Genomic DNA, 23,106 nt, shown 5'->3' on the forward strand with positions numbered 1-23,106 from the left:
TGGACTCCTCACAACCCGTCGTTTGAAACATAGCCGGTGACCATGACCCACACAAACCTCTCCCGCCGCCTCGTTGCCGGCGCCGACGACGCCCCGGCCATCCTGGCGCCCGACCGGCCGACGCTGACCCATGGCAAGCTGCGCGCGCTGATCGCGGCCACGGCCAGCCGGCTGCACGCGCTCGGCATCGGCCGGGGCGACCGGGTGGCGATCGTGCTGCCGAACGGGCCGGAGATGGCGACAGCCTTCGTCGCCGTGGCGGCCGCCGCCTCGACAGCACCGCTCAATCCCGCCTACCGGGCGGACGAACTCGATTTCTACCTCACCGACATCGGCGCCAAGGCGATCCTTGTCGCGGAGACCGAGGCCGGGCCGGCCGTGACGGTCGCCGAACGGCTCGGCATCGGCGTGCTGCGGCTTGTCGTGCAGCCTGGCACTCCCGCCGGCAGCTTTACCATCGAAGGCGCGGCGGTCGGGCCACAGGCGGCGCTCGACATGGCTGGAGATGGCGACGTCGCGCTTCTGCTGCACACGTCGGGCACCACGTCGCGGCCCAAGCTGGTGCCGCTCAGCCACGCCAACATAGCGGCTTCCGCCTCCCATATCGGCGCAACGCTCGGCCTGACGGCCGATGACCGCTGTCTCAACATCATGCCGCTGTTCCACATCCATGGGCTGATCGCGGCGGTGCTGTCGTCGCTGGCTTCGGGCGGCAGCATCTACTGCACGCCGGGCTTCAACGCGCTGCGCTTCTTCCAGTGGCTGGGCGACGCCAGACCCAGCTGGTACACGGCGGTGCCGACCATGCATCAGGCGATCCTGCCGCGCGCGGCCCGCAACGGGGAGGTGCTGGCGGCGGCGCGTCTGCGCTTCATCCGCTCGTCCTCGGCATCGCTGCCGGCGCAAGTGATGGCCGAACTGGAGACCACCTTCGGCTGCCCGGTGATCGAATCCTATGGGATGACCGAGGCCGCGCACCAGATGGCCTCGAACCGGTTGCCCCCCGGCGAGCGCAAGCCGGGCAGTGTCGGCGCATCGGCCGGACCCGACGTGGCGGTGATGGCGCCGGACGGGCGGCTGCTCGAAGCCGGCGAGACCGGCGAGATCGTCATTCGCGGGCCCAATGTCACTGGCGGCTACGAGAAGAACCCGGACGCCAATGCGACGGCCTTCGCGCATGGCTGGTTCCACACCGGCGACCAGGGCGTGCTCGACGAGGACGGCTATCTCCGGGTCACCGGCCGGCTGAAAGAGATCATCAACCGGGGCGGCGAAAAGATCTCGCCGCTCGAGGTCGACGACGTGCTGATGGACCATCCGGCGGTGGCGCAAGTGGTGACCTTCGCCATGCCACACGACAAGCTCGGCGAGGAGGTGGCGGCGGCAGTGGTTCTGCGCGAAGGCATGAGCGCCACGGAGAGCGATATCCGCAACCATGCCGCTACGCGGCTCGCCGACTTCAAGGTGCCGCGCAAGGTGCTGATCCTGGAGGAGATCCCCAAAGGCGCGACCGGCAAGCTGCAGCGCATCGGCCTTGCCGCCAAACTCGGGCTTTGACGATGAAGATCACCATTTTCGGCGCCGGGGCAATCGGCGGCTATCTCGCCGCCAAGCTGGCGATCGCCGGCCGCACCGATCTTTCGATCGTGGCGCGCGGCGCCCATCTCGAAGCGATCAAGGCAGACGGCCTGCGCCTGATCGAGGACGGCAAGGAGACGGTCGCGCCCGTGCGCGCTGCCGCCAGGGCCGAGGAACTCGGCGTGCAGGATTACGTGGTGCTGGCGCTGAAGGCGCACTCGCTCACCCCGGCGCTGGACCAGATCGCGCCGCTGCTCGGGGACAACACATCGGTCGTCACCATGCAGAACGGCGTGCCGTGGTGGTACTTTCACAAGGTCGGCGGGCCGCTCGAAGGCACGAGGCTGGGCGCGGTCGATCCGGGCGGCGCGATCTGGCAGCGGATCGGGCCGGAGCGCGTCATCGGCTCGGTCGTCTACCCCGCCGTCGAGGTCGATGCGCCCGGCCTCATCCGCCATGTCGAGGGCAAGCGCTTCTCGCTCGGCGAACCCTCCGGCGAGCGCAGCGAGCGGGTGACGGCATTGGCGCAGGAGATGGTCAAGGCCGGCCTGCAGGCGCCGGTGCGCGACGACATACGCTCGGAGATCTGGGTGAAGCTGTGGGGCAACCTCTCCTTCAACCCGATCTCGGCGTTGACCGGCAGCACGCTTGCCGCGATCGTCGCCGACGAAGGCACCCGCCAGCTTGCCCGCACCATGATGCTGGAAGCCCAGGCGATCGGCGAAAGCCTCGGCGTGCGCTTCGCCATAGGGGTCGACCGCCGCATCAAGGGCGCCGGCGATGTCGGCGAGCACAAGACCTCGATGCTGCAGGATCTGGAACGCGGCCGCCCGATGGAGATCGACGCGCTGGTGGGCGCCGTGCGGGAGCTTGGGCGACTGACGGGGACGCCGACGCCGGCCATCGATGGGGTGCTGGCGCTGGTGCGGCGGCTGGCGGTGGAGCGGGGGTGCTATGGGTGATGGTAAAAGTCTGGGCGTTGCGACTATGTCCTTACTCAGCGAGACGCGGCGGTTGACTGTTGATCTAAGGCATCCGCTCTCTATAACCGCGTTCACCCATCGTAACCTTAATGTCCGCGCTACGAATGGCAGCAACGCGCCTTCAATGGCGGTCATTCCTACGGTCCCGTCGATTCACCAAAAGCGGGCATCCGGCTGTGGCCGCTATCAAAAGAGGTACAAGGGCGACACCAATCGGAACTCGTGCATTTGTTGCTAGTCCAAGAGACGAAAAAGGAACGCACGAATCGGCTTGAGCCAGGGGGATTCCGGCTTGCGGGCAGGATATTTGTCTGACATATTTCCTGTTTCCCGAGTTTTGCACTCTGGCGATTGAGGCGTGAGGATGGCTAAGGACTCTTCGAATGCCGCTTCTTCGGCAAATAAAGCGGACGCAAATCTGATAGGTAATGCAGCCGAAAACGGGCTGAATTTCATGGCGGCCCAGGTTCGCGAGAGCGGGGTCTCCGGCGAGGCTGTAGGTGTCGACAAGATACGTGATCTGCTGTTCGGCAACCAGATGCAGGACTATGACCGCCGCTTTTCCAAGCTTGAAGAACGGTTCTTGCAGCGCTTCAAGGATGTCGAATCCGAGGCCAAGCGCAATCTTGAGATGTACGAGTCAAATGCAAAGAAGCAGGTCGATTCACTTGCGGGGCAATTGCGCAACGAAAAAGACGCACGAGCCGATGCCGACAAGGAGATTGACCGGAATCTTCGCGAGCAAAATCAGGCACTTGAAAAGCAGGTGCGCTCGTTGTCGGATCAATTGAGCGAGCTTGAGCGCGAAGTTTCGGATCGGATAAATCGAAGCGACCATTCGCTGCGTGAGGAAATCAAGCAGAAGAATGAAAGCGTTCAGATGCTAATGGAGAAATTCTTTTCCGATCTCAGCAACGTCAAGACCGACCGAAATCTTTTGGCTGGCCTGTTTATCGAGGTTGCGAAGTGTCTGAATCAGGATCCCATCGGCAGCAAGGGCAACTCGGAACGCAGCTGGAAAGTGAGTTGATCGGAACTTGAGGTCGACCGTCGACCCAATCAACCCTTCTGAAAGAGCCGCTGCGAACGATACCGAGATTGATCGCGAGGCTCTGGCTCGGCTTTTGGTCGAAATTGCCCGGAACGTTGATCCGGACCACGGTGCGCTTTTCGACGGAATTCCAACCGCCGATCATCGCATGGAAACGCTTCGCCAGCTGCTGGTCGGCCGCGAAATTTCGGAGCTTTCAAGAGTTGCGCACCTGCTTGACGAACCTGAGCAGCTTGCGGCAGCAGTGGGGAGCGTTCTCCCCGATGCGGCCGCACGTGCGTCTCATGCGCAACTCGGCGAGGCATTCGCGCCGATTGTCGAGAGGGCCGCGCAAAGGTCCATCCAGAAGAACCCGCGCACGCTGACGGATATACTGTACCCGGTGTTTCTGCCGGCTATTCGCAAGTCGATCGGCGAAAAGATCGACCAGACCTTTCAGTCGCTGAATGAATCTTTAAGACATATATTTACCTGGCATGGACTTAAGTGGAGATTTGAAGCTTGGAGAACGGGTGCAAGCTTCTCAGAAGTTGTTCTTAATCATTCTCTTGTCTATCGTGTTGAACATGTCTTTCTTATCGACCGCAGTTCCGGGCTTTTGATTGCACATGTAACTGCCGAAAATGCTATGAGCGAGGATCCTCAGCTCATTTCTTCGATGCTCAGCGCAATTCAAGATTTTGTAAGGGACTCATTTAACGAGAAAGAACAGAGCGGCCTGGACACTATCCGTTTTGGGGAGCTTCGTCTCTGGTCGGAGGTTGGACCGTTTGCGACACTGGTTTCGGTGATCAGGGGCAATCCGCCGGAAGAACTACACGAAATAATTCGCGACGTATTGCTCCGCATCCATGATGAATACTCACAGGCTTTGGAGCATTTCGACGGCGACAGTTCGCAACTGGCCAGCGTAGAGACGCAGTTGCAAACCTGTGTTGAACTGAAGCACGAGGAATCAAACGAGGGATTTCCGTGGCTGGTGGTGGCCGCGGTCCTGCTGGTTTTGATTCCGACGGGCATTTGGTTCTTTCTTTCCTGGCAATCCGGGCAGCGCTGGCAGGCCTATGTGTCACGAGTGGCGAGCCAGCCTGGCATCATTGTTGCCGAGCAAACGGCGCGCGATGGCCAATTCTATATAGCCGGCCTGAGAGACCCGCTTGCCGCCGACCCGCAGTCGCTGTTGTCCGGAACGCAGGTCGATCCCGCCCGCGTTCATGCGAACTGGCAATTCTATCAGAGCCTTGAGCCGGAGTTCGTGTTGAAGCGGCTGACGGCATCGCTGGCTCCGCCGGATTCGGTGCGACTTTCGGTCGTCAAGGATCGCATCGTTGCCGAGGGCGAGGCTAACGCCACGTGGATCAGCCGGGCGCAGGCCGCCGCCCAGCAGCTTTCTGCAGGCGGACCGGTATTCGATATCTCCAGGGTCCGTGATGTGAGCCCCGAAGCACGCGCGGCAGAGCACTGGCAGGCCTATGTGTCGCGACTGGGGACCCAGCCGGGCATCATCGTTGCCGAACAAAAGATCCGCGATGGCCAATTCTATATTGCCGGCCTGCGAGACCCGCTTGCCGCCGACCCGCAGTCGCTGCTGTCGGGAACGCAGGTCGATCCCGGCAGGGTCCATTCGCAGTGGCAATTCTATCAAAGCCTTGAACCGGAGTTCGTGTTGAAGCGGCTGACGGCGTCGCTGTACCCGCTGAAATCGGTTCGGCTTTCGATCGTCGACAATCGCATCGTTGCCGAGGGTGAGGCTCCCGACACCTGGATAGATCGGGCGCGCGCCGCGGCCCGACTGCTTTCGGCAGGCGGACCGGAATTCGACATCTCCAAGGTTCGTGATGTGAGCCCCGAAGCACGCGAGGCGGAGCACTGGCAGTATTATGTGTCGCGACTCGAGGCCCAACCGGGAATCATCGTCGCCCAACAAACGGAGAGGGGAGGCCAATTCTACATTTCCGGCCTGAGAGACCCGCTTGCCGCCGACCCGAAAGCTCTGCTGTCCGGAACGCAGGTTGATCCTGCCCGCGTTCATTCACAGTGGCAATTCTTTCAGAGCCTTGATCCAAAGTTCGTGGTGAAGCGGCTGACGGCGTCGCTGTCCCCGCCGAAATCGGTTCAGCTTTCGATCATCCAAGGTCGCATCCTAGTCGTGGGGGAGGCTCCTGCCGGCTGGATCAGCCGGGCACAGGCCGCCGCCGAACAACTTTCGGCGGACGGAGTGGTTCTGGACGTCTCGCAGCTGCGCGAGCTGAACCTTGCAGAACTTAATCATTTGAGAGAGGCCATCCAGACGACCGATATTTTCTTCTCTTCCGGTAGAGTTGTCCCGGGACCGGAGCAGTCGCCGGTGCTCGACAGATTGGCTGATCAATTGAAGGAATTCGCCGAAAATGCCCGCAAGGCAGGCGTGACAGCGCGGTTCATGTTGACCGGCCATTCAGACACAACGGGCCGTGAGACGGCCAACGCGTCGATCAGTGCCGCCCGCGCCGAGACAGTTCGCGCGCTTCTCAACAAGCGCGGCGTCGCTCCGGAACTGCTGCTGGTTCGGGGCGCCGGCACCTTTGAGCCAGCGGTGCCCGAAAATGAAAATAGTCGAACTGGGAACTCCACCAATCGCCGGGTTTCGGTTACGGTAAACCTGGAGTAGTCGGAGCCCGGGATGCTGCAAAAAAAGATATGCATGTTGGGCGGGTTTGCTGTCGGCAAGACGAGCCTGGTGCGCAGGTTCGTCCAAAGCATCTTCTCGGAAACCTACCTGACCACGGTTGGCGTGAAAATCGACAAGAAGAGTGTCGCGTTTCCGGATAAAACCGTGGATCTGATTTTGTGGGATCTGGCCGGCGAAGACGATATCGGCTCATTCCGCGTCAGCTATGTGCGAGGAGCGACCGGGCTCGTGCTCGTCGTCGATGGAACCCGGCCCGCTACTCTGGCCGTGGCGCTCACGCTGCGCGAGCGGGTCGAGGCCGAATTCGGCGCTATGCCGTTCGTATTGCTGTTCAACAAATCCGATCTCGCCGATCGATGGGCGATACCGGATGGTGAGATCGACGAACTGAGGCAGCTTGGATGGCAAATCTATCTGACAAGTGCGCTTTCGGGTGCATATGTCGAAGATGCGTTTCGCCAGCTTGCCTCGATGGTCGCCAAATAGATCATGCATGGATTGCCAAGAGAAGTCAGAAGCTGGATTTTCAATTTCTTCTACAATGAGCACGCTGTCGCATATCTGAAAATTGACGCCCAGCTTTGCATAGCCGCGAAGGGCGGCAACGTTAAACATTACGGACTCTCATCGCTTCGCACTGGCAAGCCTGTTGCCGATCAGCTTGACTTCATGGAAGGTTTGCTGCCTTGCCCGGAGCTTCCATATCATATGGCCATGGTGGAACTGCCCAGCGGGCGTGTCGCGGACCTTCATCTTTTTGCTGCTGACAATGCCTGCGTGTGGCTGCTCTTTCTTGACGCCACTGCCGAACGCGACAACAGGCAGCGACTTCAACAGAAGGCTTATGAAATGACGCTCCTGCAAGAGAGGGAGCGTCAACTCAACGAGAAACTGCAATCGACGAACGAGGCACTGAGGGAGAGCCAGGAGGGATTGTCGCGTGAATACCAGCGCGCCGAAACCCTTCTCCTCAACATTCTTCCGGCGTCGATCGCGCAGCGGTTAAAGGCGCAAGAACAAATTGCGGACAACCATGCAGAGGTGAGTGTGCTTTTCGCCGACATCGTCGGCTTTACGGAAAGAGCGCTGAGCGTTGGAGCCGTGACGACGCTCGCGATCTTGAATTACTTCTTCAAGGCGGCGGATCTGCTCTCAGAAGAATACGGCTGCGAAAAGATCAAGACAATCGGCGACTGTGTGATGGTGGTGGCCGGCCTGCCCGTCGCGCGGTCCGATCATGCAGAAGCCCTTGCGCACTATGCACTTGAGCTGCGGGAGGTGGGTAGGCGCGAACGCTTCGCGGGAGAACCGCTGAGACTGAGAATTGGAATCCACTCAGGACCAATCGTGGCGGGCGTCATAGGCAACAGGCGCTTTGCCTATGACCTGTGGGGCGACACCGTCAATCTCGCCGCACGTATTCAAAAGTCCGCGGAGCCCGATGAGATACGTATTTCGGATGCAACTCACAAACTGCTTGGACCAAATTTTGCTCGCGACCCACTCGGGGAAACGGAATTGCGTGGTACAGGTCGTGTGCGAATGTGGCGGCTCCGGGCCTGATTTGCCGCTTGGCAGTGCCGACCCTGAAGCGCATTGCATCTCAAGCTAATCCAACATCATCGTGTCGAATGTCCGCAGAGGTGCAAGAAGCAGTCGACCACCGAGCGACCGCCAAAAGGTCCGTCCCGGGGCACTCAGGACATCGGTCCTGAGATTTAGCGCCCGCCATCATTCTTCCCTGCACCACAAGCGGGCCTACTGCTGGTGATGCGCGACGGCTCCGGTTCGATGATCGGGACATCGTGTCCAGTCCCAATGAACTGTACGTCCGATTGTTCGCCTTGCAGCTATTTCCAAAACAAAAACATGAGTGGAACTATGATGGCGGTCAAAAGACCATTCAAGCCGATTCCGACCGCGGCAAATGCAGCGCCAAGTTCATTGCGTGCCGCGACCTGGGCGGCCGCGACGCCACTACCAGCAACACCCGCTGCCAGTCCGTGTGCGCGCCAGTCTCGAATGTTCAATCGATGCAGCATTTCCTGGCCCAGAATAGCCGCCAGAATTCCGCCGAGGATGGCGAGCGCGGCCGTCAGTGCGGGTACGCCTCCAATCTCAATTGAGACTGCCATGGCAATAGGCGTTGTGACGCTCTTTGGCGCCATGGAGAGGGCAACATCTTTCGTTCCACCGAGGACCCAAACGATAAGGACGCCACTGATGATCGAGGTCAGCGAACCGGCGATCAACGCGATGCCGATGCTGTGAAGGTTGTGTCGAACAAGATCAATGTTCTTGGCAAGCGGAACGGCTAAGGCAATCGTCGCAGGCCCGAGAAGGAAGTTGATGAACTGGGCGCCCGCGAAATACGACTGGTAAGTTGTTCGCGTCAGCAGCACGATCGCAGAGACGACTGCGATTGAAATCAGGACGGGACTAGCAAGGGCTGAACCCGAGAACCACTTCTGGATCACGAGACCAAACACGTAGGCGCCGAGCGTGACGGCAAGCCAAAGCAAGGGTGTCGCGGAGAGAGGGATCCAGACATGTTGGAAGACATTGTTGCTCATAACGTCCTCTCACTGTTGATAAGGGCCACTTTTGTATGACGGGTCCGGCTCGTCCAATGCATTACGAAGCCGGTGATGGCGACACTCAGGATCGTCGATCCAACTAGCCCAACAAGGATTGGTAGCCATTCGGCTCTGAGCAGGCCGCCTTGCGAAATTACACCAACACCGGCGGGTACGAACAGGAGGCCCATGTAACGGATGAAGGTCTCTGCCGTGCGTTCGACCTCGACCGGGATGTTCCGATTTGTTCCGGTTTTCTGCCAACAGACCAACAACGCGCCGAGGAAAAACATGCCTATTACGGGACCAGGGATAGGCAGCGAAAGAAGCTCTCGCAGAACCTCCCCGGTCAACTGGCAGCCTACAAATAGAAAAATTGCGGCGAGCATATTCGTTCCTTAGACATCGCATCTCCAGGCTCACACTCGGAGGCCCATGTCGTGCTTTTTTTTAGAAGACATGCAAAGATAGGCGTGTGGGGCTGCCTCTGAAATCACCTTTTGGGCAAAAGACTATTGCAGAGGGGGAGGGTTTCGCATGGACTATTTTGCGGCAATGGGAGCGTTTGTGCGATCCGTCGAGCTCGGCAGTTTCTCGAAGGTGGCGGCCGAGAGCGGCATGAAGATCTCGACCGTGTCGCGGTACATCGCGGCGCTCGAATCCGACCTCGGCGCCGCGCTATTCAACAGGACCACGCGACGGCTGAAGCTGACAGAGGCGGGACGCACCTTTTATGAAAAGGCGGTCCAGGTTCTGATCGATCTCGATGATGCAAGGCAGATGACATCGGCGCTGAACAGCAAACCTCAGGGCGTTCTGCGGATCAATATCCCAAGTGTATTTGGCAGGCGCCACGTAATGCCGCATATGAAGGACTTTCTCGCCCAATATCCCGACATTACCCTCGATGCGACCTTGACGGACCTGACAGTCGATCTCGTCGAGACAGCGACCGATGTCGCTGTTCGGATTGGAGCGCTGAACGACTCGACCCTGATTGCGAAAAGACTTGCCGCTCAGAAGCGCATGCTCGTTGCCGGGCCGGACTATTTTAACAACGGGAAGATGCCGACAGATCCGACTGACCTCACTCGTTACGAGTGTCTTCCATTCACGCTGAGGCAACCAGCTCACTGGTACTATCGGCCCGTCGCCGCCCCAGGCGCCGAAATGTCAGAAATTTCCATCAGCGGTCATTTGCGGACGAATGATTCAGAGACGCTGCGCGATGCAGTACTGTCAAATCAGGGCATCGCTCTTCTGCCAACGTGGCTGGTGGGCGAGGATATCGGTGCCGGACGTTTGGTCACACTTTTGGAGGCTTGGGAATGGAATATTGTCCCGGAGTTCAATTCGATAATCTGGGGAATCTATCCGCCCAAAAAGGTTGTTTCCCCCAAAGTTCGCGTATTCATCGATTTCATTGCTGGCCGTTTCGGCTCTCCGCCCTATTGGGAAAGAACGTAACAATCGCTGACGCTGTAGCTTCCAAAACCATGACCCCGGTGTCCTATCCGGATTGTCGCATTAGCGTGCGGTCTTCCGTCTGTGATCACCCGTTCATTAGCGAGAGAATGTCGCGCCATTTGGACCTGAATGCCTCGACACAGGCGGGATCGAAATGGCTGCCGCTGCAGCGAACAATTTCCTCGTAGGCTTGCTCAGCCAGCCAAGCCGGCTTGTAGGGTCGCTCCGAGCACAAGGCGTCGAAGACGTCAGCCACGCTAACGATACGTCCTTCCAACGGGATATCGTCTCCAGCCAAGCCGTAAGGATAGCCGCTCCCGTCCCACCTTTCGTGATGCGTGCCGGCGATGATGGCGGCCACCCGTGTAAGATCCGTGCAGCCGTCCTCCAGTATCCACATGCCATGCTGAACATGCCTGCGCATGATCTGCACTTCTTCGTCACCAAGGCGTCCGGGCTTTTGAAGAATCTTGTCCGGGATTGCGATCTTCCCGACATCGTGAAGGGGCGCAGCCAGATAGATGATCCGCGCACGATCCTCACCGAGACCCAGGCCCAGGGCGATGAGTCGGGCGATTTCAGCCACACGGGAAATATGACTACTGGTTGTACCATCGCGCAACTCCATCGCCCGGGCAAGCCGCCAAACGATCTCTTCCTCTCTCCTCGCCAGATTGAAAGTGATGGTGTGGACTTCAGACGCCAGATGCCGGGCTATCTTAGTGAGTTCGATTTGCGCTCGGCGCAGCGCAAGCAAATTGCGTGCGCGCGCCTGAAGTTCGACCCGGTCGAACGGCTTGGTGAGGAGATCGGTCGTGCCGACCTTGATGGCCTGGACGCGAAGCGCGGCTTCGGTCAACGGAGTGATCATGATGATGGGAACGAGCCGGTAGGGCTCCATCTCCCGGAGCGCCGCGACCAACTCAATCCCATTCATCTTCGGCACGGCGTAGTCGATGATGATGAGATCGAATTGTTCCGTTTGGCATTGCTGCATTGTCTCTCGCGAATGCAAGCAGCCGTGAACGGTACAGCCGATTGCCTTCATCGCGTTCATTATCGCGGCAAGACTCGACCTGCTGTCGCCGACTACAAGTAAGTTCACGGCATCCCCCAACAGAAGGTCCGCAAACACGGAACGGCACCTTTCGCATCAAAGATATAGATTGTCGGGGAGTCCCGCGTTTGTCCGCCCCAATGCTGAAGGCTCTTCGAACTTCGTGACATGTCGGCCCGCGCTTTTATCGTCTGTCCTGTGCGAGCCGGTTCCGGCCCATACTCGGTAATCAGGTATTAGGACCCGCGAGGAGGGGTCGCGGTCCACGGGAGCCTGATGATCTGCGACATGGCGGGGACCGAGTTCCAAACCAACGGCCGGCTCCGTTCTCGCCCGGATCGAACCGGCACAACATCCTGCTGCGCCGGCCTTAATCCTGGTTACTCCGCGCCGACATCGACGAGCAGCAGCGTCCGTGCCGAGCTCGGCGGGTCAGAAGCTAAATTCCCGCAGGGCTCAGCGACTGCTTCGTGGCAGGCCGCAGTAGATTATCAATTGCCAACCTGCCAGGGCCGGCGAAGGCGAGATAGAGGAAGATGAAGCAGAACATAATGGCGAGTTCCCCCGTATTCAGCGCAGGCCAGAAGCCTTGCGGCGCATGTGCCATCCAATAGGCGGCGGCCATCTCGCCGGAGGCGACAAAGGCGGCAATGCGGGTATAGAGGCCCAAGGTCATCAGCAATCCAGTGACGATTTCGATTGCGCCGGCGACGAGCATGATGGTCGGCAGCGGGTAGGAGACGCCGGAAATTGCTGCCGGGAACTGGAAGAACTTCATCGTGGCGTGTTCGAGGAACAGCAGTGCGGTCACGATCCGCAGAACGGCAAGAACGTAGACTCCCCAATTCTCTGTGTTTGGCATTGTGTTTTCTCCAATGGCTATTGATATTGGTCAGGCGGCCGGAGCCTTTTCCAAGTTTCGTCCTTGGCTTGAATGGGCCTTCAACATAGCTTGAGGATCGGCATATTCTCGCGCTTCTAAAACCGCCCGGCCGGCGGGAACGCGATGACCTCATCGGATACGATAACAACCCCGCTCAGGTCGGGCAGGAAGCTCACCCGTCGAGGTGCCCGCCGAGTTGGCATGACCTCGTCTCCCGTATCGAGCCGGGCTCGGACTCAATATTCCTCTACCTCTTCCATCATGTCGACTTTCGAGCAACAACTGCTTCTTTAGGCAGACCGGGACCTAGACAATCGTGTTCGACCTATGTCGCTCATGGTTTCTCCTTGGAATGAGACAGTTTCGGGCGCGTTGCCAAAGCGAAAACTGGAAGCAGTCAGCCCTCCCGCAAAGTCCGTCTGGTGGTAGGTGACGGCACCTGGTTCGTCCCTGGCCGCGCCGACTGCCACCATCAGCGGGATGAGATGGTCCTCGCGCGGATGTGCCGCTCGAGCGAAGGGGACTTTGTCCCATGCCAGCAGCTGCTGGACACGCTCATCGGGCGAGGAGTCAATCAGGGTCTGCCGCAACCAGGCGTCGAACTGGCGAGACGGCTCATGCCCGCTGTGGTCCCGCATCGCTCCCAGATTGTGATAGCTGAGGCCACTCCCAATGATCAAAACCCCATCGTCGCGCAGGGGTGCCAGAGCTCGCCCAGCCTCAAGGTGCAGCGCCGGGTCATAGCTAGCATCGAGTGAGAGCTGGACAATCGGGATATCCTCATCCGGATAAAGCGGTTTCATGATGCTGAAGGTCCCGTGGTCAAAGCCGCGGGTCGGATCAAGCCTCGCCTCGATATCATGTGCGTGCAATAAATCCTGCACGTGCTTCGCAAGATCGGGCGAACCGGGTGCGTCATATCTAATGTGATAGAGATATTCCGGGAACCCCTGATAGTCGTAAACCATTCCCGGTTTGGCACCTGAGGATATGGCAAACCCCTGCTGCTCCCAGTGACCCGAAACCATTAGGATCGCCGCTGGCGCGTTGCCGACCTCGGCCCGCATTTCGATCAGCGATCGCTCAAGCCTGTCGAAATTGCGGCGAAATTCGCCCTCCATAAACGGCCAAGGGCCACCGCCATGACTGACGAAATACGTTGGAAGGCGAGGTCTGTTCATCACATTATGTCCTTGCCGAGCGTGCCAGCGAGGCGGGTGGGAAAACTCACCTCTTGGGATGAAGATGAGCTTTTCACAGATGTTGATCAACGGGTCTTCTGTTGATGCAACGCTTCTTGTATGTTGATGATGGATGGATACGTTAACGAGCCTGCGGGTCTTCTGCTCGGTGGCGGAGCTTAAGAGCTTCACCGCTGCCGCCCATCGTCTTGGCCTCTCGTCAGCAATGGCGAGCAAGCATGTGATGCATCTGGAAAATCGACTGGGAACCCGACTGCTGAACCGAACCAGCCGTCACGTCAGCATGACGGAAACGGGCATGCTTTATTTCAATCAAGTCCGACAAATGCTCGATGGGCTCGACGAGGTGGAAGCCGTCGCGAGCAACGCCACCGTCATCCCGCGTGGAACCCTAAAACTCAGCGCACCCGTTTGGATCGCCAATATTCTCGTCGCCCGCATGATTGCTGATTATCATCAGCTATATCCCGATGTGCGCTTCGACATGGATCTTAGCGGGCGGATCGTTAATCTTGTCGACGAAGGCTTCGATCTCGCCCTGCGGGCGACGGCACCCGAGCGGCTGGATCCCAATCTGATCGCACGACCGTTGACGGAGGTCGTCTTTAATCTCGTAGCGTCTCCGGCCTACCTGTCGCGCGCCGGCAATCCAAGCGAATTGGCGGATCTTAATGGCCACTCGCTTTTGCTCTATAGCGGCATGAATCCCACGGGCAGTGTGACGTTACCTGCGCCTAACGGTCCGGAGATGGTGGATTTCCGTCCCGTTCTGCAGACAGAAAACGAGACGATATTATATTTGGCCGCACTTGAAGGCATGGGTCTAGTCTTCCTCCCCCTATGGATGACGCAAACTGACCTCGCCGAGGGTCGGCTGGTAGTGGTTTTACCCGAGGTGATCAAATTCAGATCGACCCTTCACGCCGTTTATCCCAGCAGAAGATATCTTTCTGCCAAAGTTCGCACCTTCATTGACTTCTTGGCTTCGCGCAAAGATCTCAGTACGTGAGGCGACTTCTATGAGCCCTCTTTGATTGGAGTGATTGAGTCAGATGTGGCGGGGAAGGTTCCATTATGAGACTCCTCGGGATTAACTCTGCACCTGTCGAACCATTTGCTCAGGCTGATGCCAGTCATGAATCATGCGCCGTCCACGTCAGCCGGCGGATCCCGACCGATTCCGCGACATGCAGATCAAGCAGTACGGATGGTCGGCTCAGGACGCCGATCAGTGGATCGAGGATTCGAGGACGATCGGTCCCGAAAGTCTACAAGATCGTCGTTCTGCGATTGAATGCGTTATCGCTTCATGGGGATTGATGATCCGGACAGCCAGCCCTGGAGCGTCCGGCATTGTAGATGCCGGGTGTCGCCGCGATCCAATGGCGGCCGTCGTAGCTTGCGACGTGCCGCTGGGGAACGGTGGACGACTCCGCAAATGAAGCGTGCAGATGATCACAGTAGTGTCCGGTATGGGTCAATCCGAGACGTTAGCCCTATCGATTTGAACGTCGCTATTCGCTTCTCGGACGCTACAAGCTGCCAGTCTGTTATCGGCCCCCGATAAAGACGTTCCTACACAGGACAACGCGCCTGCGCGATCCGATCAATCGCATCCAGTCGATCTGGAGCTAGTCACCCCTTCCGCGCCCGCTTCATCACCCGCGCATAAACCTCCCCCACAATGCCGCGCCGAAACACCAGCACGCAGACCATGAAGATCAGCCCGGTGGCGATGGTGACCGGGAAGCCGGAGGTGGCGAGCGTGTTTTCCAGCCCGACGACGAGGCTGGCGCCGATGATCGGGCCGACCATCGTGCCGATGCCGCCGAGGAGCGTCATCAGGATCACTTCGCCCGACATCTGCCAGGTGACGTCGGTGAGCGTGGCGAACTGGAAGACGATGGCCTTGACCGCGCCGGCCAGCCCGGCCAGCGCCGCCGACATGACGAAGGCCGCGAGCTTGTAGTTGGCCACGGAATAGCCCAGCGAAATGGCGCGATTCTCGTTTTCGCGGATCGAGCGCAGGATCATGCCGAAGGGCGAATTGACGATGCGCCAGATGGCGAAGACGCCGATCAGGAACACCGCCAGCACGAAATAGTAGATGTTCAGCGGAACGTTCAGGTCGAGAAAACCAAGCAGCGTGCCGCGCGGCACGCCCTGAATGCCGTCCTCGCCCTGGGTGAACGGCGCCTGGACGCAGAAGAAGAAGAACATCTGCGACAGGGCCAGCGTGATCATGGCAAAATAGATGCCTTGCCGGCGAATGGCGAAGAAGCCCATGACGAGGCCGAGCAGGGCCGCGCCCGCAGTGCCGAGCAGGATGCCCGCTTCCGGCGGCCAGCCCCACACCTTGACCGCATGCGCGGTGAAGTAGGCGGCGCCGCCGAAGAAGGTGGCGTGGCCGAACGACAGAAGCCCGGTATAGCCAAGCAGCAGATTGAACGCGCAGGCGAACAGCGCGAAACACAGCATCTTCATCAGGAAGATCGGATAGACGAAGAAGGGTGCTGCCAGCAGCGCCAGGATGCCGAGCCCGATCAGTGTCCATTCAAGCCATGCCGGGGTTCTGGCGGCCGTTTCGCGAAGTGTCAGGTCGGCCATGTCAGGCGTCCCTTCCGACAGGTCAGGCGTGTCCCTTCCGCCATGTCAGGCGTCCCTTCCGAACAGGCCGGCCGGCCGCACCAGCAGCACGATGGCCATGATGATGAAGACCACGAGGTTGGAGGCTTCGGGATAGAAGACCTTGGTCAGCCCTTCGGCGAGGCCGAGCATGTAGCCGGTGACGATCGCACCGAGGATCGACCCCATGCCGCCGACCACGACGACCGCGAAGACGACGATGATGAGATCCGACCCCATCAGCGGGCTCACCTGATAGATCGGCGCCGCCAGGATCCCCGCCAGCCCGGCAAGGGCCGAACCGAGGCCGTAGGTAAGGGTCAGCAGCAACGGCACGTTGACGCCGAAGGCCTGGACGAGGCGGGGATTTTCGGTCGCGGCGCGCAGATAGGAGCCGAGCCTGGTCTTCTCGATCAGCGCCCAGGTTCCGAAACAGACGATCAGCGAGGCGACCACGACCCAGCCGCGATAGTTGGGCAGGAACATGAAGCCGAGATTGGTGCCTCCCGAAAGCAGCGGCGGCACGGCGTAGGGATTTCCCGACACGCCGTAATAGTAGCGGAAGATGCCCTCGATCACGAGCGCGAGGCCGAAGGTGAAGAGCAGGCCGTAGAGCGGATCGGTATCGTAAAGCCGCGACAGCGCCAGGCGCTCGACCACGATACCGAACAGGCCGACGGTCAACGGCGCAAGGACGAGCGCGGGCCAATAGCCGATGCCGAGACGCGTGAGCAGCAGATAGCCGATGAAAGCGCCGAGCATGTACTGGGCGCCATGGGCGAAATTGATGACGCGCAGCAGGCCGAAAATGACGGCAAGGCCGAGGCTCAGCATGGCGTAGAACGAGCCGTTGATCAGTCCGACCAGCAACTGGCCGAGGAATGCCTGGACGGGGATACCGAAGATCATCGTCATGGCGCCATCATACACCCAGAATTTCGTGGAGCAGCGTCATGCGGCCGGCCAGTTCGCCGACCGGAAAGCCGGCCACGACCTTGCCGTGCTCCATCAGGTAGAAACGGTCGGCGACGCGACTGGCGAAGCGGAAATTCTGCTCGACCAGCAGGATCGTCATGCCCCGGCTTTTCATCGTCACCAGCAGCTCGCCGATGCGCTGCACGATCACGGGAGCGAGGCCTTCGGTCGGCTCGTCGAGAAGCAGCATCTTGACGCCGGTCCGCAGCATGCGCGCTATCGCCAGCATCTGCTGTTCGCCGCCCGACAGCCTGGTGCCGGACGTGTTGCGCCGTTCCTTCAGATTGGGAAAGAGATCGAATATCTCCTCGACGCTCATGCCGCCTTCGGCGACGACCGGCGGCAGCGTCAGGTTCTCGTCCACGGTCAGTGTCGCGAAGATGCCGCGCTCCTCGGGCACGAAGCCGATGCCTTGATGGGCGGTGCGGTGCAGCGGCAGCCGCATCAGGTCCGCGCCATCGAAAACGATTTCGCCCGTCCGCCGGCGGATCAGCCCCATGATGGCGCGCAGCGTCGTCGTCTTGCCGACGCCGTTGCGGCCCAGCAATGTGACCGTCTCGCCGCGAAACACCTCGAGATCGACGCCGTGAAGCGCGTGGCTCTCGCCATACCAGGCGTTGAGGCCGCGGACCGCGAGCAGGGGCGCGGCGCTAGTCATCGGCGGTGCCCATATAGGCGACCCGCACGCGTTCGTCGCGGCTGACCGTGGCATAGTCGCCGGCCGCCAGCACTTCGCCGCGCTGCATGACCGTTATCCAGTCGCAGAGATCGGCCACGACAGTCAGATTGTGCTCGACCATCAGGATGGCACGCTCGCTCGCCACCGAACGAATGATGGCGGAAACCGTGGCCACGTCCTCATGCCCCATGCCGGCCATCGGCTCGTCCAGAAGCAGCACTTTCGGGTCGAGCGCCAGGGTGGTGGCGATTTCGAGCACGCGTTTCCTGCCATAGGAAAGATCGCCGGCTAACCTGTTCCTGGCATCGTCGAGACCGACGGAACGCAGCAGTTCGACCGCGCGCGGCGTCAGCCGGTCGAGCGCGGCCAGGGAGCGCCAGAACTGGACGCCGAGCCCGCCCGGCCGCTGCAGCGCGACGCGCACATTGTCGAGCACGCTGAGGTGCGGAAAGATCGCCGATATCTGGAACGAGCGCACCAGCCCCATCCGCGCGACTTTCGCCGGCGGTGTGCGGGTGATGTCGTGGCCGAGCAGTTCGATCCTGCCGCTGGTCGGCGCCAGGAACTTGGTGAGCAGGTTGAAAACGGTCGTCTTGCCGGCGCCGTTGGGTCCGATCAGGGCATGGATGTTGCGGTGGCGGACATCGAGGTCGACATTCCTGACGGCGACGAAGCCGGCGAAGTCGCGTCGCAGCCCGCGGGCGGACAACACCACCCGCGGCTCGTCCGTGGTCAGGTCGGGCGGCACCGTGGCCGCGCCGGTCACTGGGCCGCCGTCGGGCAGCCGCTTTCCTTCTCGCTCAGGAAGGCTTCATTGCCGGGAATGGTGGCGAGATATTTGTAGTAGTCCCAATCCTTGGTGCTCTCGCTGGGCGACTTGACCTGGTAGAGATACATGTCGTGCACCATGTTGCCGTCGGCCTGGACCTTGCCGTTGGCGGTAAAGACGTCGTTCACCGGCATTGAATGCAATTGCTTGGCGACGGCCTCGGTCTCGTCGGTGCCGGCCTTGTCGATCGCCTTCAGGTATTGCGTCACCGCCGAATAGGTCGCGGCCTGGATCATGTTCGGCATGCGGTTTGTGCGCTTGAAAAAGCGCTGCGCGAATTCGCGGCTCTTGTCGTCGCGATCCCAATAGAAGCCCTCGGTCAGCACGACGCCTTGCGCCGCCTGCAGGCCCAGCCCATGCACCTCGGCCAGCGTGAACAGAAGCGCTGCAAGACGCTGGCCGCCCTGGACGATGCCGAATTCGGCCGCCTGCTTGATGGAATTGGAGGTGTCCAGGCCGGCATTGGCCAGCCCGATGACCTTCGCGCCCGACGATTGCGCCTGCAGCAGGAAGGATGAATAGTCGGTCGAGCCCAGGGGATAACGCACCTCGCCCAGCACCTTGCCGCCGTGGCTCTCGACGAACTTGGCAGTCTGCTCCTTCAGCGAATAGCCGAACGCATAGTCGACGGTGAGAAAGAACCAGCTGTCGCCGCCCTGCTGCACCAGCGAGCCGCCGGTTCCCACCGCTTGCGAGTGGGTGTCATAGGCCCAGTGGAAACCGTAGGGCGAGCACTGCTTGCCGGTCAGGTCCGTGGTCGCGGCACCGGTAACGATGTCGATCTTCTTCTTTTCCTTGGAAATCCCCTGGACGGCGAGCGCGACCGAAGAGGTCGTCAGCTCCATGATGGCGTCGACCTGTTCGGTGTCGTACCACTGCCGTGCGATATTGGAGGCGATATCCGGCTTGTTCTGGTGATCGGCGCTGATGATCTCGATCGGCGCTCCCTGGACCTTGCCGCCGAAATCCTCGACCGCCATCTTGGCCGCTTCGACCGACCATTTGCCGCCGAAATCGGCATAGACGCCGGACTGGTCGTTGAGGATACCGATCTTGACCTTGCCATCGGAAATTTCGGCGGCCGAGGCGGGAATTGAGGCCGCGGCAAGAAGCGCGGCGGAAACGAAATAGCATGCCTTCATAGTCTACTTCCTCCCATTACGATGAATCCGGCCGCCCCCCAACGATCGATCATCTGCAAGCACTCTGAACATGAGGAAAATGGGGATGAACGACAAGGGGCCGTTGCGGATTTCATTTTCGATCGGCCGCAAGCATTGCTCGCTTCCTCATGCGTGGAATGCCTTCGACTGGAAAACATCGAACAGTTTGGCCACCCCCTTGTCGATCGCCTCGACGGCCATCGAGGCGTATCCAAAAATGAAGCCGGCACGCGGGTCGCCCTTGGCCGCGAACAGCCGCGAGACCGGATAAATTCCGACATCATTTTTCCGGGCCGCTTCGGCGAAAAGCTCCTCCTCGTCGGACCGCAGGCTGTTGAACCAGACCACGACATGAAGGCCCGCCGATGTTCCGACGATTTCGATCTCGCCGCCGAATGCTTCCCGCATCGCGGTCAGGAAAGCGGTTCGCCTTTCGGCATTGCGTCTCCTCATCCTGCGCACATGGCGCTCATACGCGCCTGTCTCGATCATGGTCGCGAGAGCGTCCTGCTCGAAGCTCGAACTGTGGCGGTCGGCAATTTGTTTGCCCAGGATGAGGGGTTCGACCAGCGGACCGGGAACAACCATGTATCCCAGCCGAAGTGTCGGAGACAGCGTCTTGGATACCGTGCCGACATAGATGACCTTATCTCGGCCTGACAGATACAGAGGCGGGATCGGGCTGACGTCATAGCGGTACTCGCCATCATAGTCGTCCTCGATGACGTAGGCGTTCCCCAGGCTTGCCCATTCGATCAAGGCCTGGCGGCGGCCAACCGACAGAACACCTCCCAGCGGAAACTGATGGCTTGGGGTCACATAGGCAAGCGCGATCCGGCCTGGATCGGGAAGCCGCGCGGTATCCATTCCATCGTTGTCGCAGGCAAGCTCGACAGGTTTGGCGCCTATGGCAAGCATGACGTTTCGAGCCATCGCGTAGCATGGCTCCTCGACGACGACGCTGTCTCCCGGATTCACGAGCACTCTCGCACACAGGTCCAGAGCCTGCTGGGACCCGCTGACGATGATCATCCGCGCCGCCTCGCACCTTATGCCGCGCGCTCGCCAGAGGTAGCCTTCCAAGGCCTGGCGGAGTCGTGGATTGCCCGCGGGATGCTCATAGGCCAGGCGTTCGCGATAGGTCAGAATGGCTGTGTTCAAGGCTCTCCGCCAAAGGAGTTTTGGAAAATCCGCCGATGCGATATCGCCATAGCGGAAGTCGTGTTTCAGCGGCGCCAGCCCGGCACTGGTGTGCGAAGGCAACGCCATGACACGTCTTGCGTAATCGGAAAGCTTAGGGGTTGCCTTCGGCTCCAGCTGGGGTTGACGGACGCGGGAGGGACGTCCGGTGGAGGCCACGGTGGCTTTCGACCCCTGCCGGACCTGGACATAGCCTTCTGAAATCAGCTGATCGAAAGCCGCGGTTACCGTCGTCCTCGACACGCCAAGCTCCTCGGCCAGCGAGCGGCTGGACGGAAGCTTCGCTCCGGCCTTGTAGATGCCGGATTCGATTTGCTCGCGCAGGGAGAGATAGATGCGGCGGGTGATGCCCGTTCCGCGCGGTCGCCGTTCAAAGTGGCCCAATGAAACTCTCCCGAACTGGCTGCATATCTTGGACCAGTTGAGTGGAATGATGCGTTCAAATCAAGGACCGTAAATGTACACCCCAACCGCCTTCACAGTGGCCGACACGGCCGAGATTTACGACATGATGCGGCAATGTCGCCTGGCAAGCTTCATCACGGCGACATCCGACGGCCCCATGGCCACTCCGCTGCCGATGTTTCTTGACGAGAACGAGGGAGAAAGAGGCGTTCTCTATGCGCATCTGGCGCGGGCGAACCCCCAGTGGCAAGCTGCCGTCATCGGTCATGCACTGGCCGTTTTCATGGGTCCTGACGCTTATGTGACGCCGTCCTGGTACGCATCCAAGGCCGAACATGGAAAGGTCGTCCCCACCTGGAACTACACGGCTGTCCAAGCCAGCGGACCGGTCGAGTTCTTTAGCGATACCGAGCGGCTGCGCGATGTCGTAACCCGGCTCACCGCCCTTCATGAAAGCGGCCGCCGGGCACCCTGGGCGCCGACCGACGCGCCGGAAGCCTATATCGACGCCCAACTGCGCGGCATCGTCGGTATCCGCATGCCGATCGTTTCCCTGCAGGGAAAACGCAAGATGAGCCAAAATCGCCCGGAGGCCGACCGCAGGGGCGTGAAAGAGGGGCTGGCAGCGAGCAGCCGGGCAACCGACCACATCGTTTCGGAACTCATCCCGATCTCGTGAAGCGGTAACTTCCCTCATCGCTCATCGGCGGCTGGTCGCGGCCGCCACACCGCACGTCGGCCACCTGCGCCGAGGCATAGGCGGAGGCCTCGATGGCGGAGCCGGTGCTGATCGTGCGCGGAAAAAATGCGGCGCGCGGGTTCGGCTTCTCGCAGCATGCTAGCCGAAACAGGATGCGGGCCGCGCGCCCGCATCCGCCAGCCAGCTCGGACTCAGTGCGCTTCCAACTGCCTCCGGCGCCAGGCGGCGGGCGCCTCGCCCATCCGTTCACGAAAGAAGCGTGAGAAATAAGCCGGATCGTCGAAGCCGATCTCGTAGGCGATGTCCTCGACCGTACGCACGGTGAACAGCAGCAGCCGCTTGGCTTCCAGCAGCCGCCGCTCGCTGACGACCCGCTTGACGCCGGTGCCCAGCACGGCGCGGCTGGCCTTGTCGAGAAGATGCGGTGTCGTGGCGAGCGCCTCGATGTAGCGGTCGACCGGCCAGTTGTCGCGGAAATGCGCATCGACAAGCCGGCGCAGGCCGAAGGCCAGCGACATATCGGAAGACGGTGGAGCGGCGATTGTCGCCGGCGCGAGGCGCGCGATGTGGCAGAGCGCGACGGCGATCAGCGCCGGCAAGGTCTTGTCATTGCCGGCTTGGGCTTCGGCGTACTCGGCGGCGATCATCTCCAGCACCGCCGCCAGCCTCTGCCATGCGGCATGCTGCGGCAGGCCGTCGGTAAAGACCGGCCGATCGAGTGGCAGCAGGCTTTGACCGGCAAGGGCGGCGAGCGCATCGTCGGCGACCGAGACCACGATGGCATCGGTGCCAGGGCCGATCGAGAAGCCATGCACGACATTGCTCGGCACGAAGCTGACGGCTGGCGCCGAAAAGTCCCAGGACTGATCCTCGATGCGGTAGGTGCCGGAGCCACTGGTCCAGTAGGTGATCTGACCCATCTGCGGATGCTTGTGCGCGGCGACCTCGCCGAGATGAATACTGCCGCGCGCAAGGACCGTCTCGACATGCAGGAAACCGATGTCGAGCGGCCGCGCCGGCTCGCCATAGACGAAGAAATCGGGAATGGAGTTCTGGCTCATG

General features: G+C 60.5%; 21 protein-coding genes. 9 read left to right on the plus strand and 12 right to left on the minus strand.

From position 1 onward, the window contains the following. The first annotated feature begins 42 nt into the window (after nt 1–42). The 6 genes from FJ930_RS22960 (at nt 43) to FJ930_RS22985 (ending at nt 7,846) form a co-directional block, all read left to right on the plus strand. Nucleotides 43–1,557 (plus strand): acyl--CoA ligase, encoded by a 1,515-nt coding sequence (locus FJ930_RS22960; protein ID WP_141840219.1) that lies wholly within the window; start codon nt 43–45, stop codon nt 1,555–1,557. Nucleotides 1,558–1,559: 2 nt separating this feature from the next. Beyond that, nucleotides 1,560–2,540, plus strand: a complete 981-nt coding sequence (locus tag FJ930_RS22965; RefSeq protein WP_141840220.1) for a 2-dehydropantoate 2-reductase — start codon at nt 1,560–1,562, stop codon at nt 2,538–2,540. A 385-nt stretch (nt 2,541–2,925) separates the two neighbouring features. Then, a complete protein-coding gene (locus FJ930_RS22970) occupies nt 2,926–3,591 on the plus strand; it encodes a hypothetical protein (RefSeq protein WP_140743866.1) in 666 nt (221 codons plus the stop codon). Nucleotides 3,592–3,598: 7 nt separating this feature from the next. After that, a complete protein-coding gene (locus FJ930_RS22975) occupies nt 3,599–6,262 on the plus strand; it encodes an OmpA family protein (protein ID WP_141840221.1) in 2,664 nt (887 codons plus the stop codon). 12 nt (nt 6,263–6,274) lie between these two features. Further along, nucleotides 6,275–6,769 carry a Rab family GTPase gene (locus FJ930_RS22980; protein ID WP_140743862.1) on the plus strand — a complete coding sequence of 165 codons (495 nt, stop codon included), beginning with the start codon at nt 6,275–6,277 and terminating at the stop codon, nt 6,767–6,769. Between the two features lie 3 nt (nt 6,770–6,772). Continuing rightward, nucleotides 6,773–7,846, plus strand: coding sequence for an adenylate/guanylate cyclase domain-containing protein (locus FJ930_RS22985; protein WP_141840222.1), 1,074 nt, complete (start codon nt 6,773–6,775; stop codon nt 7,844–7,846). Between the two features lie 287 nt (nt 7,847–8,133). Here FJ930_RS22985 and FJ930_RS22990 read toward each other — a convergent pair whose 3' ends face one another. Continuing rightward, nucleotides 8,134–8,856, minus strand: a complete 723-nt coding sequence (locus FJ930_RS22990; RefSeq protein WP_141840223.1) for an LrgB family protein — start codon at nt 8,854–8,856, stop codon at nt 8,134–8,136. Beyond that, entirely contained in the window at nt 8,853–9,248 is a 396-nt protein-coding gene (locus FJ930_RS22995; RefSeq protein ID WP_141840224.1) for a CidA/LrgA family protein, read from the minus strand. Before FJ930_RS22995 ends, FJ930_RS22990 begins: the two co-directional genes overlap by 4 nt. A 148-nt stretch (nt 9,249–9,396) precedes the next feature. Between FJ930_RS22995 and FJ930_RS23000 the strand changes: the two genes are divergently transcribed. Beyond that, the gene (locus tag FJ930_RS23000; protein WP_141840225.1) at nt 9,397–10,326 is read left to right on the plus strand and encodes a LysR family transcriptional regulator; all 930 of its coding nucleotides are present in this window, start codon (nt 9,397–9,399) and stop codon (nt 10,324–10,326) included. Nucleotides 10,327–10,411: 85 nt separating this feature from the next. Here FJ930_RS23000 and FJ930_RS23005 read toward each other — a convergent pair whose 3' ends face one another. From FJ930_RS23005 to FJ930_RS23015, 3 genes are all read right to left on the minus strand, one after another. Beyond that, nucleotides 10,412–11,461, minus strand: a complete 1,050-nt coding sequence (locus FJ930_RS23005; protein ID WP_348642745.1) for an HD domain-containing phosphohydrolase — start codon at nt 11,459–11,461, stop codon at nt 10,412–10,414. Between the two features lie 361 nt (nt 11,462–11,822). Continuing rightward, nucleotides 11,823–12,245, minus strand: coding sequence for a DoxX family protein (locus FJ930_RS23010; protein WP_141840227.1), 423 nt, complete (start codon nt 12,243–12,245; stop codon nt 11,823–11,825). 311 nt (nt 12,246–12,556) lie between these two features. Further along, on the minus strand, nt 12,557–13,447 hold the full coding sequence (locus tag FJ930_RS23015; RefSeq protein ID WP_141840262.1) for a class III extradiol ring-cleavage dioxygenase: 891 nt from the start codon (nt 13,445–13,447) through the stop codon (nt 12,557–12,559). Nucleotides 13,448–13,580: 133 nt separating this feature from the next. Here FJ930_RS23015 and FJ930_RS23020 point away from each other — a divergent pair, with 133 nt between their 5' ends. Continuing rightward, nucleotides 13,581–14,477 (plus strand): LysR family transcriptional regulator, encoded by an 897-nt coding sequence (locus tag FJ930_RS23020; protein WP_141840228.1) that lies wholly within the window; start codon nt 13,581–13,583, stop codon nt 14,475–14,477. A gap of 626 nt (nt 14,478–15,103) precedes the next feature. Here the strand turns inward: FJ930_RS23020 and FJ930_RS23025 are convergent. The 6 genes from FJ930_RS23025 to FJ930_RS23050 all read right to left on the minus strand — a co-directional run bounded on the left by FJ930_RS23025 (nt 15,104) and on the right by FJ930_RS23050 (nt 21,323). Beyond that, on the minus strand, nt 15,104–16,075 hold the full coding sequence (locus tag FJ930_RS23025) for a branched-chain amino acid ABC transporter permease (protein ID WP_141840229.1): 972 nt from the start codon (nt 16,073–16,075) through the stop codon (nt 15,104–15,106). Nucleotides 16,076–16,120: 45 nt separating this feature from the next. Beyond that, on the minus strand, nt 16,121–17,008 hold the full coding sequence (locus FJ930_RS23030) for a branched-chain amino acid ABC transporter permease (RefSeq protein WP_140777524.1): 888 nt from the start codon (nt 17,006–17,008) through the stop codon (nt 16,121–16,123). 7 nt (nt 17,009–17,015) lie between these two features. After that, nucleotides 17,016–17,726, minus strand: coding sequence for an ABC transporter ATP-binding protein (locus FJ930_RS23035; RefSeq protein ID WP_141840230.1), 711 nt, complete (start codon nt 17,724–17,726; stop codon nt 17,016–17,018). Continuing rightward, nucleotides 17,719–18,513, minus strand: a complete 795-nt coding sequence (locus FJ930_RS23040) for an ABC transporter ATP-binding protein (protein ID WP_181176400.1) — start codon at nt 18,511–18,513, stop codon at nt 17,719–17,721. The genes FJ930_RS23035 and FJ930_RS23040 overlap by 8 nt, the downstream gene beginning before the upstream one ends. Beyond that, nucleotides 18,510–19,718 (minus strand): ABC transporter substrate-binding protein, encoded by a 1,209-nt coding sequence (locus tag FJ930_RS23045; protein ID WP_141840231.1) that lies wholly within the window; start codon nt 19,716–19,718, stop codon nt 18,510–18,512. The genes FJ930_RS23040 and FJ930_RS23045 overlap by 4 nt, the downstream gene beginning before the upstream one ends. 147 nt (nt 19,719–19,865) lie before the next feature. Continuing rightward, a complete protein-coding gene (locus FJ930_RS23050) occupies nt 19,866–21,323 on the minus strand; it encodes a PLP-dependent aminotransferase family protein (RefSeq protein WP_141840232.1) in 1,458 nt (485 codons plus the stop codon). 73 nt (nt 21,324–21,396) lie between these two features. Between FJ930_RS23050 and FJ930_RS23055 the strand changes: the two genes are divergently transcribed. Further along, nucleotides 21,397–22,023: an FMN-binding negative transcriptional regulator gene (locus tag FJ930_RS23055; RefSeq protein ID WP_141840233.1), complete on the plus strand. Its 627-nt coding sequence runs from the start codon at nt 21,397–21,399 to the stop codon at nt 22,021–22,023. A 212-nt stretch (nt 22,024–22,235) separates the two neighbouring features. Here the strand turns inward: FJ930_RS23055 and FJ930_RS23060 are convergent, their stop codons facing one another. Continuing rightward, the gene (locus FJ930_RS23060) at nt 22,236–23,105 is read right to left on the minus strand and encodes a helix-turn-helix domain-containing protein (RefSeq protein ID WP_141840234.1); all 870 of its coding nucleotides are present in this window, start codon (nt 23,103–23,105) and stop codon (nt 22,236–22,238) included. Nucleotide 23,106 lies beyond the last annotated feature (1 nt).

It is taken from the genome of Mesorhizobium sp. B2-4-15 (assembly GCF_006658505.1).
Classification (GTDB): Bacteria; Pseudomonadota; Alphaproteobacteria; order Rhizobiales; family Rhizobiaceae; genus Mesorhizobium.